Consider the following 16,813-nt stretch of genomic DNA (forward strand, 5'->3'; position numbering starts at 1 on the left):
TATCCAATATCATTTGTCGGTAGTCGGTTGAGTATGCCATTTTATTATTGTAGCATTTTTAGGTTTCTTTAACTATAGATTGAGTTAATTTGATTGGGATAGTTGAGATTGATAGCCAATATCTTGTTTTTGGTGGGTCAAAGGCTGATTGTCCACCTCAAACACTTGATGACATTTGCAACAATAAAAACTACGGCTATTGATAGGCTTACTAAAATTGGCTAAGGCAAGCCCAAAGATAGTGCCAAGAATCACCCCTACACTTTGTGGTAGGGATGTTTGTTTACACACACTCGCCCCAACACTGGCTAACACCGCAGGGGATAGCAAGGTGGGTTCGAGTGATTGTGGGAAATTGGGATTAGCGGTTGTTACAGGAACAACATGATTGCTAAAGCATTTGGGGCAAAGTTGCGTCATGTTCTTTCTCCATTGATGAATTTTAGGGCATAAAAAAGGTCTGTCATTTGCATGACAGACCTTCTTTGATTGACCATTAAATGAGATATCGTTAAAAGATAACGGTCATCTTTCACAGAAATACTATATATCTGAAGTTTTTTACCTATGAAGCAATACCTCTCCGCCAACCAACATTGAATTGTCCTTTGCCAAAGGTACGCATGCCGTTTGGGCGAACCATTAAGAATTGTTCGGTTTTTTCAGGGTTGACAAGATAACTAGCGGTATCTAAAGCATTTTTAACCTCAAGGCTATTTTGCCTATGAATCATACCAATCCCTAATCTACCAGTATTTTGAAAATATTGTTTGTGTTCAGTAGTATTACAATTAAAAAACTTTCCTGTTTGGCTAGTTATTTGTGTCCATGCTTCCCCAACGGATTGTGCAAGATAATAATCATTTTGATGTTTAGCACCATCATAAATAAGCAACAAATGACAATGATAACCTCCTTCTACCCCTTGCTCTAAAGCCCAAGCATAACCTTGTAAATTCTTGAAGCAGGTATCCCCATTGCTGATACGTTGCTTTAATAAACTAAAATGAGCATAGAAATCATCAATATTTATCGAAATTGGATAACTTGTTTTGTAGCTTAAATCAATCCGAATAAATAATAATCTTGCGTAATGACATATTAGACTGTCAATGTATGAAGTTAAAGATAATCTATTGTTGACCTCTTGCCTTTGTAGTTTTATGTTTTCTTTAACTATTTCTTCCCGATAAGGCATTACAAACTGTCTAAGATTTTCTAGGTTGATGTAACCGATACGGTCTATAGTTTGAGGAATAGATAAACACCATTCGATAAAAACACTGATGGTTTTTGCATGGGTTCTGAGGGATATTGTATTTTTGTTACTGTCTAAATATTTCAGAATAGCTAAATAAATTCCTTCCAAATTGGCAATGTGTAAATCTTGATAATCGACCAAACCAAGCACAGCCTTTACAAGTAAATTAACTTCGGAAAGTAACTTGCCTTCGTGAGTTAAGTGGGAATCGTAGTACATTTATACTCTCCTATTAAAAATTAGTGATATCTCATAGGAAGTATCTAAATGGTATTTTTTTAAAGTTGAGTAACAATATATTATTTATTACCTATTTACATAATGTACTGATATCATGTAGATATAAGTTGAGTTTACTATTGCCTTATATGAAGTTTTATCTGATAGGCAACTTAATCAATCATGACATATATTTATTATATTAAAAACCCACTTAGTAGATTGTTGGCTTTTACGAAAAGCCTGTTATTTATAGTTGCTTGTTACAAGGATAAAACTATTACATGATACAAGATGAAGTTAATGAAAAAATAGTGAAAAAATCGAATTAATCCCAGATTTTATCTTGATAGCTGAAAAAAAATATGGTAGTAAATAGTGAGTGACCTTAGTACAATAAAATGAGTGGGACTTAATGGTAGTTTGTAAAATGCCTAGGTTGCTTCAATTGGTTTTTAATATAATAAGGGGCGTTATCATGGGGGTTGATTCTGTTGATAGGATTAAAAAAGAGCAAGCTAAAATCCAGAAACAACTTAATAAGTTTTCACTCAGAGAGTTGAAATGGGTGTTTAATAAGCTAAAAAAACATGATAAAAGTTTGGATGATAGAGAGGTGAGTAATTTTACAAAAAATGATTATATACATTTAATTAATTATTCTATAATTTTTTATCCACAATTCAGTCATGTTTGGTCTGATATTATGTTTAAGAAGCTTGAGTATCAGTTAAACGAAAGAGAGTTTGATTGGCTAAAAAAAGATACATTAGCAATAATATTTTTAATTGTACTTTTTAAAAGAAATGGTATAAAAATTGATGAAGCGATAAATACATCAAGGCAAGCTTATGATATTTTAATAGATAAAATCGATAGGTTTGATTTTACATATATTAAGGATGTCTTAATAATTCATGGAGAATCTGAGAGACATTCGTCATTCAAAAAAACTTTTCTTGAGGCGATTAAAGTTAAATATTTTACCTTTAAGAGCGATATAAAATTTTTAGGCTGGTTGAAAAAAAACGATAAAAGATTTTTAGATTGGTTTGCAAAGTATAAACCTAGAACTGGGCTTCAGTTTAATCTTTTAAGCGATATTGAACCTTATGATGGTGAGTACCACTTAAAATATGCTCATAGTGTTATGTCTATTTGGGAGTTTTTGAATCAACCAACGACTTCGGAAGTATTAGGCAAGTATCAAGGTGTTTTGGTTGGTCAGAAAGGCTCTGTATCTATGGAGAGTATGCCCTTGAAGGATGAGTTTATTAAAAAAATAAGAAATGCTTGGAACACCCATAATAAGGCTTTAAGGAAAAAAGACAACCAAATAAAGTTAGATAGAAAAACGCTTAAAATGTTAGAGGAAATCTCAAAGCAACAAGATACACCAGTTAATGAGACGTTAAAGTCTTTGATTAAAGAGACTTATATTGGTTTGGGGTTAGATAAAACCAAAATGCCTAAAGCTAGGTTGAAGAGTAATACGCTTGATGAAGCGGAGGCAAATCGCCAAAATAGCAATCAAATTTGGGATAGTGAGGAGTATGTTAAAGGTACACTGTGAGGTACACTAATAAATCATATTTATAAATTTACCAATATTTTCAATAACTTAATATATAAGTTTGGTGCGAATGGAGGGACTCGAACCCTCACACCTTACGGCACTACCACCTCAAGGTAGCGTGTCTACCAATTCCACCACAATCGCAAAAATACATGACCAAACACTTGGACAAGTCATTGAATTAGACGCAATATAATAGGGGAAGCCATACGATTTGGCAAGTGTTTTTTCTCAATCCACTGGCGACCGCTATTTTTTGACCAATGATGCAATTAGTTGCTCGATTTTGGGGTCGCTGGCTGAGGGGCTGTCGGCGTTACAGGTGCAGAAACGCTTTTACTCTCTAAACCAGTGGTGTCTAAGCTATAGCTAGATTTGGCTTGTTGTTTGGCAAATACCGCTAATGTCATACTGGTGATGAAAAAAATGGCGGTCAACACAGCCGTGGTGCGTGTCAAAAAGTTGGCAGAGCCTGCCGCCCCAAATACCGTTGCCGAGCTACCTGCCCCAAAAGATGCCCCTGCGTCTGCCCCTTTACCATGTTGAATGAGAATCAACCCAATCATGGCGATTGCCACAATGATATGAATGGCTAAAACGGCTGTGTACATAGATACCCTCGATAATTGGACATGATAACCGCCTATTATAGCGGTTTTTTACGGATATTTTTAGCAAAATTGTTTAGATTTTTTGTAGTTTGCGATTATGGTGGTTCAAAATATAGTAAAAACTGAATTATAGTGAACAAGGTCGTTCGTGGTGAGCTTGTCGAACCATAACGACCACCACCCTTCGACAGGCTCAGGGCGAGCGGTGTTCATTTTAATTTCGGATTAACTATAGTTGTTCCAATAAGAAATAAGGTGGGTGTTGTAGGGGCGTAATGCTTACGCCCAAGATGACGAAATATTATTTTAAATTATTTAGAGCCAAACGCATTAATAATTTGATAAAAGCTCTCTGCATTCAGCGAAGCACCGCCTACCAATACACCACTAACATCAGGGTATTGGGCAAAGTCCTTGGCATTATCGGCTTTGACACTACCGCCATATAAAATTGCAGTTTGTGCTAAATTGGGGTGATAGCTTGCCAGTTGTTGACGGATAAAGGCATGAATGTGCTGAACTTCGTCCGTGGTAGGGACTTTGCCTGTGCCAATCGCCCAAACAGGCTCGTAAGCGACCAGTAGTTGGGGTGCTTGATTAACGGATTGACTTAGTTGTTCAGTAAACTGCGATAGCACGGCAAGTTGTTCTGCTAAGACGGTTTGGGTTTGTTGGGCTTCGTATTGGGCTTCAGTTTCTCCAATACAAAAAATGACTTTTAAACCTGCTTGTAAGGCACACTGGATTTTTTGGGCAAGGCAGTCGTTATCTTCCATAAAGTATTGACGGCGTTCAGAATGTCCGATGATAACCCATTCGACCCCAATATCCGCTAATTGTTGGGCTGATACTTCTCCGGTATACGCCCCTTTGTTGGCATCATAGGCACAGAGGTTTTGGCTGGCAACGCTGATGGCTGGCTGATATTGAGGCATGTCGGTTGCCACCCAGTCTAGCACTTGTGGTAGGTGTAAAAAACTGGGGGCTAGTACGATTTGTTGATGACAGGTCGGCTCAGTTTGCAATTCAGTAGTTGATTGGGTTTTTAATAATAAGGCTGATAAGGCGTGTAGTAAGTCTTGGGCTTCTTTTGGGTGGGTTGGGTTCATTTTCCAGTTGGCGACAAGCCAAGCAGTTGGATAAGTGAGTAGGGTAGTTGGGTGGCTCATGGCATCAACCTTTTGATTGGCGATAAATAGCGGATAAGGGGATTGAATATTTGGTGGTTATTATATAAGGTATTTGGCGTGGTTGCAGAAAATTTTTATCGTATAAGCCACAATTTTATCGAGATTATTTTGGTCATTGCACGATAATGGTTTACACTATAATATGATAGGTTATGTTAATATAACAACAAGTTTTATACCCTACAATAACATATGAATATATGATTGATAAAAATTGATAATAGGACGGTATTATGTCTACCTCATTCCCCAATTTTGGTGGCATTGCGTTACGTTTGGTACAAGAGGGCTTGGTTGATGAAGCCACCATGCAAAAGGCATTGGAGCAGTCACAACAAGAACGGGCGAATTTAATTGCCTATTTGGTTGATAATAAAATGGCTCGCCCTGATGCCATCGCTTGGTTGATTGCACGAGAGTTTGGCGATCCACTCATTGATTTGGATTCCCTTAATTTAGAGTATATTCCAAAAACCGCCGTTGAAGAAAAAATCATTCGTGATTTTATGGTATTGCCAGTTTTTCAGCGTGGCAATCGCTTGTTTGTGGCGATGAGTGACCCTACACGTGCAGATGCACTGGATGCGTTGCGATTTGGCACACGCCTAGCAGTCGAAACCGTGGTGGCAGAACATCATAAAATTAAAGCCACCATTGAAAAATTGTTTTCGGCTTCTAGTTTACAAGATTTTGGGGATTTTGATGGGTCAAGCTTTGATGATGAGGAGCAAGGTAAGGAAGCAGACAGTGGAGAAACCACGCTGGATTCGACCGATGATGCCCCTGTGGTCAAGTTTGTCAATAGTATGCTAATCAAAGCAATCACTATGGGAGCATCAGACTTACATTTTGAGCCGTATGAAAAATCCTACCGAGTCCGCTTTCGTATTGATGGGGTCTTACAAAAAATTGCTAACCCCCCTATGCAATTATCAGGCAAGATTGCGGCCCGTCTGAAGGTGATGTCGCAAATGGATATTTCAGAACGCCGTGTACCCCAAGATGGTCGTATTAAACTAAAAATCTCCAAAGAGCGAGCCATTGATTTTCGTGTCAACTCTTGTCCTACTTTATTTGGTGAGAAATTGGTATTGCGTATTCTTGACCCTTCATCAGCCATGCTGGGGATTGATGCGTTGGGTTATGAGCCAGACCAAAAAGCAATGTTTATGGAAGCTTTAGATAAACCTCAAGGCATGCTACTGATTACAGGACCGACAGGTTCTGGTAAAACCGTATCATTGTATACAGGGTTAAATATTTTAAATACCGTTGAAACTAATATCTCAACTGCAGAAGATCCTGTTGAGATTAACCTTGAAGGGATTAACCAAGTTAACGTTAATAATAAAGTGGGCTTGACCTTTTCCAGTGCCTTAAAAGCTTTCTTACGTCAAGACCCTGACATTGTGATGGTAGGGGAAATCCGTGACCTAGAAACGGCGGAAATTGCCATCAAGGCTGCCCAAACAGGTCACATGGTCTTATCGACCTTGCATACCAACTCAGCACCAGAAACCTTGACACGTCTGCGGAACATGGGGGTGGCTTCTTTTAACATTGCGACCTCCGTCAATTTGGTAATTGCCCAACGTTTGGCAAGACGACTCTGTAAAGCGTGTAAAAAACCCACTGATTTACCCAAACAAAGTTTACTTGAAATGGGCTTTACTGAAGAAGATTTAGCTAATCCTGACAATGTGATTTACGAACCTGTCGGTTGCTCAGAATGCCGTGAGGGTTATAAAGGGCGAGTCGGTGTGTATGAAGTGATGAAAGTCACCCCAGAGATTTCTCGGATTATCATGGAAGATGGTAATGCGATTCAAATTAAAGATGCAGCCTTACAGCAAGGTTTTCGAGATTTACGCCGTTCAGGGATTATGAAAGTGTTACAAGGGTTGACCAGTGTTCAAGAAATGTACCGTGTTACCAGTGAGTAACCGCTTATCAGATAATCATAACAGCAATAACAAAGTAATTTGAGGAAATAACGATGGCAAAAGTACAGACCGAAATGTTGATGGACTTTGTCTATGAAGGCACTAATCGCCGTGGTGAAAAAGTCAAAGGTGAAGCGACCAGTCGTAGCATTGAACTTGCCAGAGCCCAACTGCGTAAGCAGGGCATCACAATTAAAAACATCAAGAAAAAACCCAAACCCCTTTTTAAAGGGGGAAAGGCAATTAAAGCGATTGATATTGCGATTTTTGTGCGTCAGCTTGCCACCATGATGAAGGCAGGTGTACCACTGACCCAATCATTTGAAATTGTGGCGGACGCTCTTGAAAATCCTAATATGAAAGACTTGGTGTTAAAGCTAAAAGCTGATATTGAGGCAGGGAGTAACTTTGAAACAGCTTTGCGTAAGCATCCCCGTTATTTTGATGAGCTGTTTTGTTCATTAGTTGGGGCGGGTGAGCAATCGGGTGCATTAGAAACCATGCTAGAACGGGTGGCGGTTTATAAAGAAAAAAGCGAAATGCTAAAAGCCAAAATTAAAAAAGCCATGAAATACCCCATTGCAGTGATTGTAGTTGCAATTATTGTTACCATTATTCTGTTGGTAAAGGTAGTACCAGTGTTTGCTGGCTTATTTAATTCATTTGGGGCGGAATTACCTGCCTTTACCCAAATGGTCGTGAATATGTCGGAATGGATGAAGAAATGGTGGTGGGTATTGTTGTTTAGTATTGCAGGAGCTGTTATAGGTTTTTCTGAAGGTAAGAAACGCAGTAAAGCCTTTCGAGATTTTTTGGATAGGTTAACTTTAAAAGCACCTATTTTTGGCAACATTGCATATCAAGCGGTGGTTGCTAGATTTGCTCGTACCTTATCAACCACCTTTGCGGCGGGTGTTCCTTTGATTGATGCGTTAGACTCCACGGCGGGTGCGACCAATAATGTGGTGTTTTATGATGCCACCCAAAAAATCAAACAAGATGTTGCCACAGGACAGCAAATGCAGTTTGCCATGCGTTCGACCAATTTATTCCCCAGTATGGCAATTCAGATGGTAGGTATTGGTGAGGAAGCAGGTAGTCTAGAAGAAATGCTAGATAAAGTCGCCACCTATTATGAAAATGAAGTGGATAATGCCGTGGATGGTTTAACCAGTTTGATGGAACCATTAATTATGGCAATTTTGGGGGTATTAGTGGGTGGTCTAGTAATTGCGATGTACTTGCCCATCTTCCAAATGGGTTCGGTGGTCGGCTAATGGGTGCTTTTTCAGAAATTATCGATTTGTTACAACAATTACCCATGCTTGCCATGATAGCTGTAGCTATTTTAGGGCTATGTGTGGGGAGTTTTTTAAATGTGGTGATTTATCGTACGCCATTAATGATGGAACAACAGTGGAAAACCGAATGCCAGTATCTACTGCATCCTGATGAGCCTGTCGAAACACCTGTCCCTATTACCTTGAGTTTTCCTCCCTCACGTTGTCCGCATTGTGGGCATCAAATCCGCTGGTATGAAAATATTCCTGTGGTGAGTTGGCTCGCACTTAGAGGCAAATGCAGTGACTGCAAAAACCCCATCAGCTTTCGTTATCCGATGGTAGAGATTATCACCGCTATTTTGTCGGTATTGGTGGTGGTACAGTTTGGTGTTACCGCTCAAGCAATGGCAGGGTTATTGCTGACTTGGATGTTGGTGGCTTTGACAGGCATTGATTTTGACACCCAGTTATTACCTGACCGTTTTACCTTACCATTGGCAGGGCTGGGATTGTTTGTGAACGTTTATGGGGTATTTGTTAGCCCAACGCAAGCAATTTTTGGCTATGTGATTGGTTTTTTATGTTTATGGATTGTGTATAAGGTGTTTTTATTGTTGACAGGCAAGCATGGCATGGGGCATGGTGATTTTAAGCTTCTTGCTGCCTTGGGTGCTTGGTTAGGTCCAATGATGTTGCCGTTAATTGTATTTTTATCCGCCGTGATTGGCTCAATCATTGGTGTGATTTTGATGAAACGGGCAGGTGAAAGTAAGCCATTTGCGTTTGGTCCTTATATCGCTATGGCAGGCATGGTAGCGTTGTTATTTGGCAATGATATCATGCACTGGTATTTAGGAACGATGCAACCTTAACATACAACACACAATAGCAAGGAGTTGGGATGCTAGTCATTGGTTTGACAGGGGGTATTGGTAGTGGTAAAAGCCAAGCCAGTGGTTGGTTTGAAGCACAAGGCATTGATGTGATTGATGCTGACATACTTGCTCGTGATGTGGTCAAAAAGGGTTCGCCCACACTTGCCAAAATTGTGGCAAAGTTTGGTGATTGGGTACTGGATTCGGCAGGTGAGCTAGACCGCCGTGCTGTGCGTGAGTATGTCTTTAACCGCCCACAAGCCTTGATGGATTTGGAGCAGATTACCCATCCTGCGATTCGTCATCTTGCCCAACAATTACTCAAAGATAGTCAGTCGCCTTACACCATCTTGGTCGCCCCATTATTACTCGAAGGGGCAGAAGCAGGATTAGCTAGCTTATGTGATCGAGTGATGGTGGTTGATACCACAGAAGCATTACAGCTTGAACGAGCAAGTCAACGAGATGGGCAAGACCAAGCCAAAATCAAACACATCATGGCAAATCAACTAAGTCGTGAAGCACGTTTGGCAAAAGCTGATGATGTTGTTGAAAATAATGGTAGTTTAGAAGCGTTATATTTGCAATTAGCGAGTTTTCACCAACGCTATTTGGCAATGGCGAACTAATATTGAAACGCTTTTCCGAATCTATTTTTTAGGCAATAGGTCGTGGGTAACACTTTGCTAACCCACGCCACTTAGTGATTTAGATGGTTTAGAAAGATATAGTGAATTAAATTAAAAATAAGACTTTGAAATGTTGGGCGTATGCAATACGCCCCTACGAAACTGTCTTATTTGTAGTTTAAACGGCTATATTTATTAAAAAATCCCACAGTCATCACGAATGTGGGATTTTTGTTGGTAGTATTGCTTGACCAAAGGTTATTTTTTCTTAGTTGGTCCAAGTAGCATACCCATCTGACGACCTTCAACTTTGGGGGCTTGCTCAACGTTACCGATATCGGCGGTATCTGCGATGACTTTTTCAAGCTGTGCCAAGCCGATTTGTTGGTGAGCCATTTCACGACCACGGAAGCGAATGGTGACTTTCACTTTGTCTTGGTCTTCCAAGAACTCACGGATTTTACGCAGTTTGACTTGGTAGTCTGCTTCTTCTGTACCCGGACGCAATTTCATTTCTTTAAGTTGCGTTTGTTTTTGGTTCTTTTTGGCTTCTTTGGCTTTTTGTTTTTGGTCATACAGGTATTTTCTGTAGTCCATGACCTTGGCAACAGGTGGCTTTGCATCTGGTACTATCTCAACCAAATCCAATTCAGCATCACGGGCGGTCTGTAGAGCCGTTTTAATATCCACAACACCAACTTGCTCGCCGTCTTCTTTGACTAGGCGTACCTCTTTGGCACGAATTTCCTCGTTGATGTTTAATCGATTTGATGGTTTAATAGGTCTTACTCCTAAAAATGATAGAAACCTTAATTTTACTAAGGTTTTAATAAGGTTACAAGTTTAATTCACATAAAATAAAAAAACAGGGATATTCATCTTATATAAAATCCAAGGGTTTAAATGGTAGGGGCGTAATGCTTACGCCCTTTGTTTGATAATGGTAGTTTGGGCGTATGCAATACGCCCCTACAAATCCTGTTTTATTGCTAATTTAAACGACTATAATACAATATTTATTGGGTTGGATATTATTCAGCTTTTTTTGTGATACGCCCTTTTTGGGCGATGGCTTGGTTCACCAATTCAACAAACGCATCCACGCTCATTACACCTAGGTTTTCACCCTTACGAGTACGCACGTTGACTTGACCTGCCTCAACTTCTTTATCACCCATCACCACCATAAACGGAATACGCTCTAGGGTGCGTTCACGGATTTTAAAGCCAATTTTTTCGTTACGCAAATCGGTAATCACTCGTAGCCCTGCGTCATTAAGCTGTTTTGCCACGTTTTCACAGGCTTCGGCTTGATTATCAGTGATATTCATCACCACAACTTGCGTTGGGGCAAGCCACGCTGGCATCCAACCTGCATAATGCTCAATCAAGATACCGATAAAACGCTCAAACGAACCCAAAATCGCTCGGTGGAGCATCAACGGCATTTCTCGCTCGCCTTGCTCATTGACAAACTCTGCCCCTAGACGTTCAGGCATATTGGGGTCAACTTGAATTGTACCGCATTGCCAAACACGACCTAAGCAGTCTTTTAGGCTAAATTCGATTTTTGGCCCATAAAACGCCCCTTCTCCTGGTAAATATTGCCAATCAAGTCCTGCGAGGTCTAACGCATCTGCAAGGGCTTTTTCGGCAAAATCCCATGACTCTTCTGTCCCCACACGTTTTTCTGGGCGAGTCGAAAGTTTCATAATGATGTCGTCAAAACCGAAATCTCGATAAACATCTAAGGTTAATTTGATAAAGTTGGCAACTTCTTCTTTCAATTGACTTTGTGAACAAAAAATATGGGCATCATCTTGTACAAAGCCACGCACACGCATCAAGCCATGCAATGAGCCAGACGGTTCGTTACGGTGGCATGAGCCAAATTCGGCAAGACGCAATGGTAAATCACGGTAAGATTTTAGCCCTTGGTTAAACACTTGAATATGGCAAGGGCAGTTCATTGGTTTGATGGCAAAGTCACGGCTTTCAGAGGCAGTGGTAAACATATTGGTGGCGTAATTGCCCCAATGCCCTGATTTTTCCCATAGGCTACGGTCAACCACTTGAGGGGTTTTGATTTCTTGGTAGCCGTTGTCTTTTTGCACTTTTCGCATATATTGCTCAAGCACTTGATAAATCGTCCAGCCATTGGCGTGCCAAAATACCATTCCGGGGGCTTCTTCTTGCATATGGAATAAATCCAATGCTTTACCGATTTTACGGTGATCACGTTTTTCAGCTTCTTCGATACGCTCAAGGTAGGCTTTGAGTTCTTTTTTATCCGCCCACGCTGTACCATAGATACGTTGTAATTGTTCGTTTTTGGCATCACCACGCCAGTATGCACCGCTCATTTTGGTGAGTTTAAAGGCTTTTAAGAAACGAGTGTTGGGAACGTGAGGCCCTCGACACATATCAATGTATTCTTGGTGATAATATAAGCCCATTGCTTTTTCGTCTGGCATATCTTCGACTAGACGGATTTTGTAGTCTTCGCCACGTTGTTTGAATACGGCTAACACTTCGTCACGAGGGGTGACTTTTTTGATGACATCGTAATCTTGGTTAATCAGCTCAATCATGCGAGCTTCGATTTTTTCCATGTCTTCTGGGGTGAAAGGTTTTTCACTGTAAATATCGTAATAGAACCCCTCTTCGATGACAGGCCCGATGACCATTTTAACATCAGGGTAGAGTTGTTTGACCGCATGACCGAGTAAGTGGGCGGTCGAGTGGCGAATGATTTCAACCCCTTCTTGGTCTTTTGGGGTGATAATTTGAACTGTGGCATCTTGGGTGATGGGGTCGCAAGCGTCCACCAGTTTGCCGTTGACTTTGCCTGCAACCGTGGCTTTGGCAAGCCCTGCACCGATGCTTTGGGCGATTTCCATCACCGTGGTTTGACCGTCAAATTGTTTGATATCGCCATTGGGTAAAGTAATTGCTACCATGATGTTTTCCTAAGTTTTCCGTTGGCAGTGATGACCGCAACCATCGGTCATATAACCGCTAGAGTGGATAAATGTATTTGAGAAATCAGGGGGTAATGTCAAACATACCTTGTTTGTTTTGCCCACATTCTCGAGGTTGTGACAGCAATGTCATGGGTGAGCGTTCATCAACAAAACATTGCGAATCGTTAAGTATAACAAAAAGTTGCTGTAAAAAAAAGTTGCTTACAAATTCGGATTTAGCCATTTTTCCGCAGTTTGTTTATCCCACCCTTTCCGCTTGGCATAGTCTTCCAACTGGTCTTGGCTGATTTTACCCACATTAAAATACACACTCTCTGGGTGCGAGTAATAAAACCCACTCACGCTAGACGGTGGATACATGGCATAGCTTTCCGTCAAGAACGTACCAATCGCATTGGTCGTATCAAGCCAATCAAACAGCTTGCCTTTTTCGGTATGGTCAGGACAGGCAGGATAACCCGGAGCTGGGCGGATACCAACATACTTTTCTTTAATCAGCTCTTCGTTGGTCAAGCTTTCATCGGCTTGATAGCCCCAGTATTCTTTACGAATCAGCTCATGCAGTTTTTCGGCAAAGGCTTCGGCAAAACGGTCGCAAATCGCTTGTACCATAATCGCTGAATAATCATCGCCTTTGGCTTTATACTCATTGGCAAGTTCATCTGCCCCAAACAGCGACACGGTAAAGCCACCTAAATAATCCTCACCCTGTGGCGATACAAAGTCCGCTAAACTATAATTTGGCTTGCCACTGGCTTTGTCCGATTGTTGGCGTAGGTGTTCAAAGGTGTGCGTCACTTGGTTATTTTCGTCAAACACTTGCACGCTGTCGGCTTGTGAGCGTGCGGCAGGGGCGATTTTGAATACCGCTTTTGCTGTGACCAGTTGTTCATCAATCAGCTTGTTTATCATCGCTTGGGCATTGGCAAACAGGTCTTTGGCTTCTGTGCCGACCACTTCATCATCAAAGATTTTTGGATATTTGCCGACCAGTCCCCATGAGATAAAGAACGGCGTCCAGTCAATATACGGCAATAAATTTGCAAGCGGATAGTCATCTAGTACGATTTGCCCTAATGTATTAGGCTTAGGCGGTGTGTAGTTTTCCCAGTCAAAGGCAAAGCCTTGTTCAATAGATTCGGCATACGACAGTTTAGGGGCTTTGGGTTGGCGGTTGGCAAGGCGTTCACGGACTTCCGCATATTCCGTGCGTAAATCGTTGATAAAGTCGCCTCGTTTTTCTTTTGACAATAGGGTCGTAGCCACACCCACCGCACGACTGGCATCCGCCACATACACGACTGCATCATTTTGGTAATTCGGTTCGATTTTGACGGCGGTATGGGCTTTGGATGTGGTCGCTCCGCCTATCATCAAGGGTAGGGTAAAGCCCTGTTCTTGCATTTGCTTGGCGACATAGACCATTTCATCAAGGCTGGGGGTGATTAAGCCTGACAGCCCGATGATATCGACTTTTTCGTCTTTGGCTACCTGTAGGATTTTTTCACAAGGCACCATGACGCCCAAATCAACGATTTCATAGCCATTACAGCCCAGTACCACGCCGACGATATTTTTACCGATATCATGCACGTCACCTTTGACGGTTGCCATCAGCACCTTGCCTTTGGACTGCCCTGCGATTTTTTCGGCTTCGATATACGGATTGAGCCACGCCACCGCTTGCTTCATCACACGAGCAGATTTTACCACTTGCGGTAAAAACATTTTGCCCGCCCCAAACAAGTCACCCACCACGTTCATGCCGTCCATCAAAGGCCCTTCGATGACATCCAGCGGACGTGGGTATTTTTGCCGTGCTTCTTCGGTGTCTTGGTCGATATAAGTCGTCACCCCTTTGACAAGGGCGTGTTCGATACGTTTTTCGACAGGCAATTCACGCCATGATAAATCCACCGTGCTGTCTTTTTTCTTACCACTGAGATAATTTTCCGCCACTTGCATCAAATGGTCGGTGGCATCTTGACCACTGTCGCCCTGTTTGCGGTTCAAAATCACATCTTCAATCGCATCACGGGCATCTTTTTCGATATCATCGTACAGCTCAAGCATCGCAGGATTCACAATCCCCATGGTCATGCCGTTGTTAATCGCATGGTACAAAAACACCGCATGAATCGCTTCACGAATCGGATTGCCACGGAACGAAAACGACACATTCGACACACCGCCAGACACCATCGCATTCGGCAGGTTGTCGGTAATCCACTTGGTCGCATTGATAAAGTCCAAGCCGTAGTTATTATGCTCTTCAATGCCTGTCGCCACCGCAAAAATATTGGGGTCAAAAATAATATCTTCACTGGGAAAACCGACTTCATTGACCAAAATGTCATAAGAACGCTTACAAATCTGAACCTTTCGCTCAAAGGTATCGGCTTGCCCTTGCTCATCAAACGCCATCACGATAATCGCCGAGCCATAACGCCGACACAGCTTGGCTTTTTCTACAAATTCATCGTAGCCTTCTTTTAAGGATATGGAATTGACCACCGCCTTGCCTTGCGTGCATTTTAGCCCTGCTTCGATGATATCCCATTTTGACGAATCAATCATCAACGGCACACGGCTAATGTCAGGCTCACTGGCAATGAGATTGATAAAATGTATCATGGCTTGCTTGCTGTCGAGCATGGCTTCGTCCATGTTGATATCGACAATCATCGCACCGCCATCGACTTGGTCACGAGCCACATCAAGGGCTTCGGTGTATTCTTCGTTTTTAATCAGCCGTAAAAACTTCTTCGAACCAGTCACGTTGGTACGCTCACCGACATTGACAAACAGGCTGTCACGAGTGATGTTAAAGGCTTCTAGCCCTGACAATCGGCAAGCAGGTTTGTATTCTGGTAAAGCACGAGGGGCGAACTTGGAAGTCATTTCGACAATTTTGCCAATATGAGCAGGGGTCGTACCACAGCAACCGCCCACGATATTCACCAAGCCCGATTTGGCAAAATCCGCCACCATCGTTGCGGTCTGTTCGGGGGTTTCGTCATATTCGCCAAACTCATTCGGCAAGCCAGCATTGGGGTGAGCGGACACAAAAGTTTCGCAGACATCGGACAAGGTTTTGATATGTGGTTTTAGGGCATCCGCCCCCAACGCACAGTTAAAGCCAATCGAAATCGGCTTGGCATGACGCACCGAGTTATAAAACGCCTCAGCCGTCTGCCCAGACAAAGTTCGCCCAGAGGCATCGGTAATCGTCCCTGAAATCATAATCGGCAGTTCAAAACCAATCTGCTCAAACACGCCTGTCACCGCAAAAATCGCCGCCTTGGCGTTCAAGGTGTCAAACACGGTTTCAATCAAAATCAAATCCGCCCCACCTTCAATCAAGGCAAGGGTGCTTTCGGTGTAGTTATCCACCAACTCATCAAAGGTCACGTTACGAAACGCAGGGTCATTGACATCAGGGGAAATTGAGCAAGTGCGAGAGGTCGGACCGATAACCCCAGCGACAAAGCGAGGTTTGGCAGGGTTTAACGCCGTTACTTCATCACACACTTGGCGAGCCAGTTGTGCGGAAGTTTTGTTAATCTCATAGGCGAGCGGTTGCATCCCATAATCCGCCATTGAGATTTGCGTGCCGTTAAAGCTGTTGGTTTCGATAATATCCGCCCCAGCGTCTAGGTAGGAGCGGTGAATGGCTTGGATAATCTGCGGTTGGGTCAGCACGAGCAAGTCATTATTGCCTTTGACATCACGGTCAAAGTCGGCAAAGCGTTCGCCACGATAGTCGCTTTCCGCCAGTTTGTAGTTCTGAATTTCTGTCCCCATCGCCCCATCAAGGAATAAAATCCGTTGTTTTAATAGCTCACTGATACGAGCGAAGTTTTCGCTTTGTACTTGTCTATAAGGAAAATCGGCAGGGGGTGTTAAGGTAAAATTGCTAGGGTCGTGGGGGGTGTGATTGGCTGGGGTGTTGGCGGTGCTGAGGCTCATTGACTGGTAATCCTAAACGAAATCTTATTTGTAAGGATTATAGCATTTTGTGATGGGTGAATCGTTAGAATTGTGGAATAATGGTATGAGCATATTTGTTTTGATGAGTCTATATTTTATTGCTTAGACAGATATCGATTTTTAGATAAAAAAAGGAGAATTACATGGCTAAGTTATTTGCTATACAAGGTGTTAGTAACTGAAGTTACGCAGTCTTCAACAGCTTTAATTCGGCAAAAGCCGACTGAGAAGCTGAGAGTAATAACCGATATC

General features: G+C 42.1%; 12 protein-coding genes and 1 tRNA gene. 5 read left to right on the plus strand and 8 right to left on the minus strand.

Annotated features, from left to right (window positions below):
* Nucleotides 1-84: 84 nt before the first annotated feature.
* Nucleotides 85-420 (minus strand): hypothetical protein, encoded by a 336-nt coding sequence (locus tag ACK1U4_RS11655; RefSeq protein ID WP_419401909.1) that lies wholly within the window; start codon nucleotides 418-420, stop codon nucleotides 85-87.
* 145 nt (nucleotides 421-565) lie between these two features.
* The gene (locus ACK1U4_RS11660) at nucleotides 566-1,480 is read right to left on the minus strand and encodes a YagK/YfjJ domain-containing protein (RefSeq protein WP_419401908.1); all 915 of its coding nucleotides are present in this window, start codon (nucleotides 1,478-1,480) and stop codon (nucleotides 566-568) included.
* A gap of 478 nt (nucleotides 1,481-1,958) precedes the next feature.
* On the opposite strand from ACK1U4_RS11660, the gene ACK1U4_RS11665 reads away from it, so the two are divergent.
* Entirely contained in the window at nucleotides 1,959-3,053 is a 1,095-nt protein-coding gene (locus ACK1U4_RS11665) for a hypothetical protein (RefSeq protein WP_419401907.1), read from the plus strand.
* Between the two features lie 62 nt (nucleotides 3,054-3,115).
* Here the strand turns inward: ACK1U4_RS11665 and ACK1U4_RS11670 are convergent.
* The 3 genes from ACK1U4_RS11670 to tpiA all read right to left on the minus strand — a co-directional run bounded on the left by ACK1U4_RS11670 (nucleotide 3,116) and on the right by tpiA (nucleotide 4,836).
* Nucleotides 3,116-3,200 (minus strand) — tRNA-Leu (locus ACK1U4_RS11670).
* 128 nt (nucleotides 3,201-3,328) lie between these two features.
* Entirely contained in the window at nucleotides 3,329-3,667 is a 339-nt protein-coding gene (secG, locus tag ACK1U4_RS11675; RefSeq protein ID WP_419401906.1) for a preprotein translocase subunit SecG, read from the minus strand.
* Between the two features lie 311 nt (nucleotides 3,668-3,978).
* Nucleotides 3,979-4,836 (minus strand): triose-phosphate isomerase, encoded by an 858-nt coding sequence (tpiA, locus tag ACK1U4_RS11680; RefSeq protein WP_419401905.1) that lies wholly within the window; start codon nucleotides 4,834-4,836, stop codon nucleotides 3,979-3,981.
* A gap of 254 nt (nucleotides 4,837-5,090) precedes the next feature.
* Here tpiA and pilB point away from each other — a divergent pair, with 254 nt between their 5' ends.
* The 4 genes from pilB to coaE are packed head-to-tail and all read left to right on the plus strand — an operon-like array spanning nucleotide 5,091 to nucleotide 9,587.
* Entirely contained in the window at nucleotides 5,091-6,800 is a 1,710-nt protein-coding gene (gene pilB / locus ACK1U4_RS11685) for a type IV-A pilus assembly ATPase PilB (RefSeq protein ID WP_419401904.1), read from the plus strand.
* A gap of 53 nt (nucleotides 6,801-6,853) precedes the next feature.
* Nucleotides 6,854-8,077 (plus strand): type II secretion system F family protein, encoded by a 1,224-nt coding sequence (locus ACK1U4_RS11690; RefSeq protein ID WP_419401903.1) that lies wholly within the window; start codon nucleotides 6,854-6,856, stop codon nucleotides 8,075-8,077.
* Nucleotides 8,077-8,955 (plus strand): prepilin peptidase, encoded by an 879-nt coding sequence (locus ACK1U4_RS11695; protein ID WP_419401902.1) that lies wholly within the window; start codon nucleotides 8,077-8,079, stop codon nucleotides 8,953-8,955. Before ACK1U4_RS11690 ends, ACK1U4_RS11695 begins: the two co-directional genes overlap by 1 nt.
* 29 nt (nucleotides 8,956-8,984) lie before the next feature.
* Entirely contained in the window at nucleotides 8,985-9,587 is a 603-nt protein-coding gene (coaE, locus tag ACK1U4_RS11700) for a dephospho-CoA kinase (RefSeq protein WP_419401901.1), read from the plus strand.
* A 258-nt stretch (nucleotides 9,588-9,845) separates the two neighbouring features.
* Here coaE and infC read toward each other — a convergent pair whose 3' ends face one another.
* The 3 genes from infC to metH all read right to left on the minus strand — a co-directional run bounded on the left by infC (nucleotide 9,846) and on the right by metH (nucleotide 16,540).
* Nucleotides 9,846-10,343 carry a translation initiation factor IF-3 gene (gene infC, locus ACK1U4_RS11705; protein ID WP_419401910.1) on the minus strand — a complete coding sequence of 166 codons (498 nt, stop codon included), beginning with the start codon at nucleotides 10,341-10,343 and terminating at the stop codon, nucleotides 9,846-9,848.
* 275 nt (nucleotides 10,344-10,618) lie between these two features.
* Nucleotides 10,619-12,547, minus strand: a complete 1,929-nt coding sequence (gene thrS / locus ACK1U4_RS11710; protein WP_419401900.1) for a threonine--tRNA ligase — start codon at nucleotides 12,545-12,547, stop codon at nucleotides 10,619-10,621.
* A gap of 225 nt (nucleotides 12,548-12,772) precedes the next feature.
* Nucleotides 12,773-16,540 carry a methionine synthase gene (metH, locus tag ACK1U4_RS11715; protein WP_419401899.1) on the minus strand — a complete coding sequence of 1,256 codons (3,768 nt, stop codon included), beginning with the start codon at nucleotides 16,538-16,540 and terminating at the stop codon, nucleotides 12,773-12,775.
* Between the last annotated feature and the right edge of the window lie 273 nt (nucleotides 16,541-16,813).

This window comes from Moraxella sp. TY6, from assembly GCF_048551375.1.
Lineage (GTDB): Bacteria > Pseudomonadota > Gammaproteobacteria > Pseudomonadales > Moraxellaceae > Faucicola.

Bases quoted from the DNA above. Each gene is read 5' to 3' on its own strand.
- ACK1U4_RS11655 (WP_419401909.1), bottom strand. From the start codon at position 420: ATGACGCAACTTTGCCCCAAATGCTTTAGCAATCATGTTGTTCCTGTA.
- ACK1U4_RS11660 (WP_419401908.1), bottom strand. From the start codon at position 1,480: ATGTACTACGATTCCCACTTAACTCACGAAGGCAAGTTACTTTCCGAA.
- ACK1U4_RS11665 (WP_419401907.1), top strand. From the start codon at position 1,959: ATGGGGGTTGATTCTGTTGATAGGATTAAAAAAGAGCAAGCTAAAATC.
- secG (WP_419401906.1), bottom strand. From the start codon at position 3,667: ATGTACACAGCCGTTTTAGCCATTCATATCATTGTGGCAATCGCCATG.
- tpiA (WP_419401905.1), bottom strand. From the start codon at position 4,836: ATGAGCCACCCAACTACCCTACTCACTTATCCAACTGCTTGGCTTGTC.
- pilB (WP_419401904.1), top strand. From the start codon at position 5,091: ATGTCTACCTCATTCCCCAATTTTGGTGGCATTGCGTTACGTTTGGTA.
- ACK1U4_RS11690 (WP_419401903.1), top strand. From the start codon at position 6,854: ATGGCAAAAGTACAGACCGAAATGTTGATGGACTTTGTCTATGAAGGC.
- ACK1U4_RS11695 (WP_419401902.1), top strand. From the start codon at position 8,077: ATGGGTGCTTTTTCAGAAATTATCGATTTGTTACAACAATTACCCATG.
- coaE (WP_419401901.1), top strand. From the start codon at position 8,985: ATGCTAGTCATTGGTTTGACAGGGGGTATTGGTAGTGGTAAAAGCCAA.
- thrS (WP_419401900.1), bottom strand. From the start codon at position 12,547: ATGGTAGCAATTACTTTACCCAATGGCGATATCAAACAATTTGACGGT.
- metH (WP_419401899.1), bottom strand. From the start codon at position 16,540: ATGAGCCTCAGCACCGCCAACACCCCAGCCAATCACACCCCCCACGAC.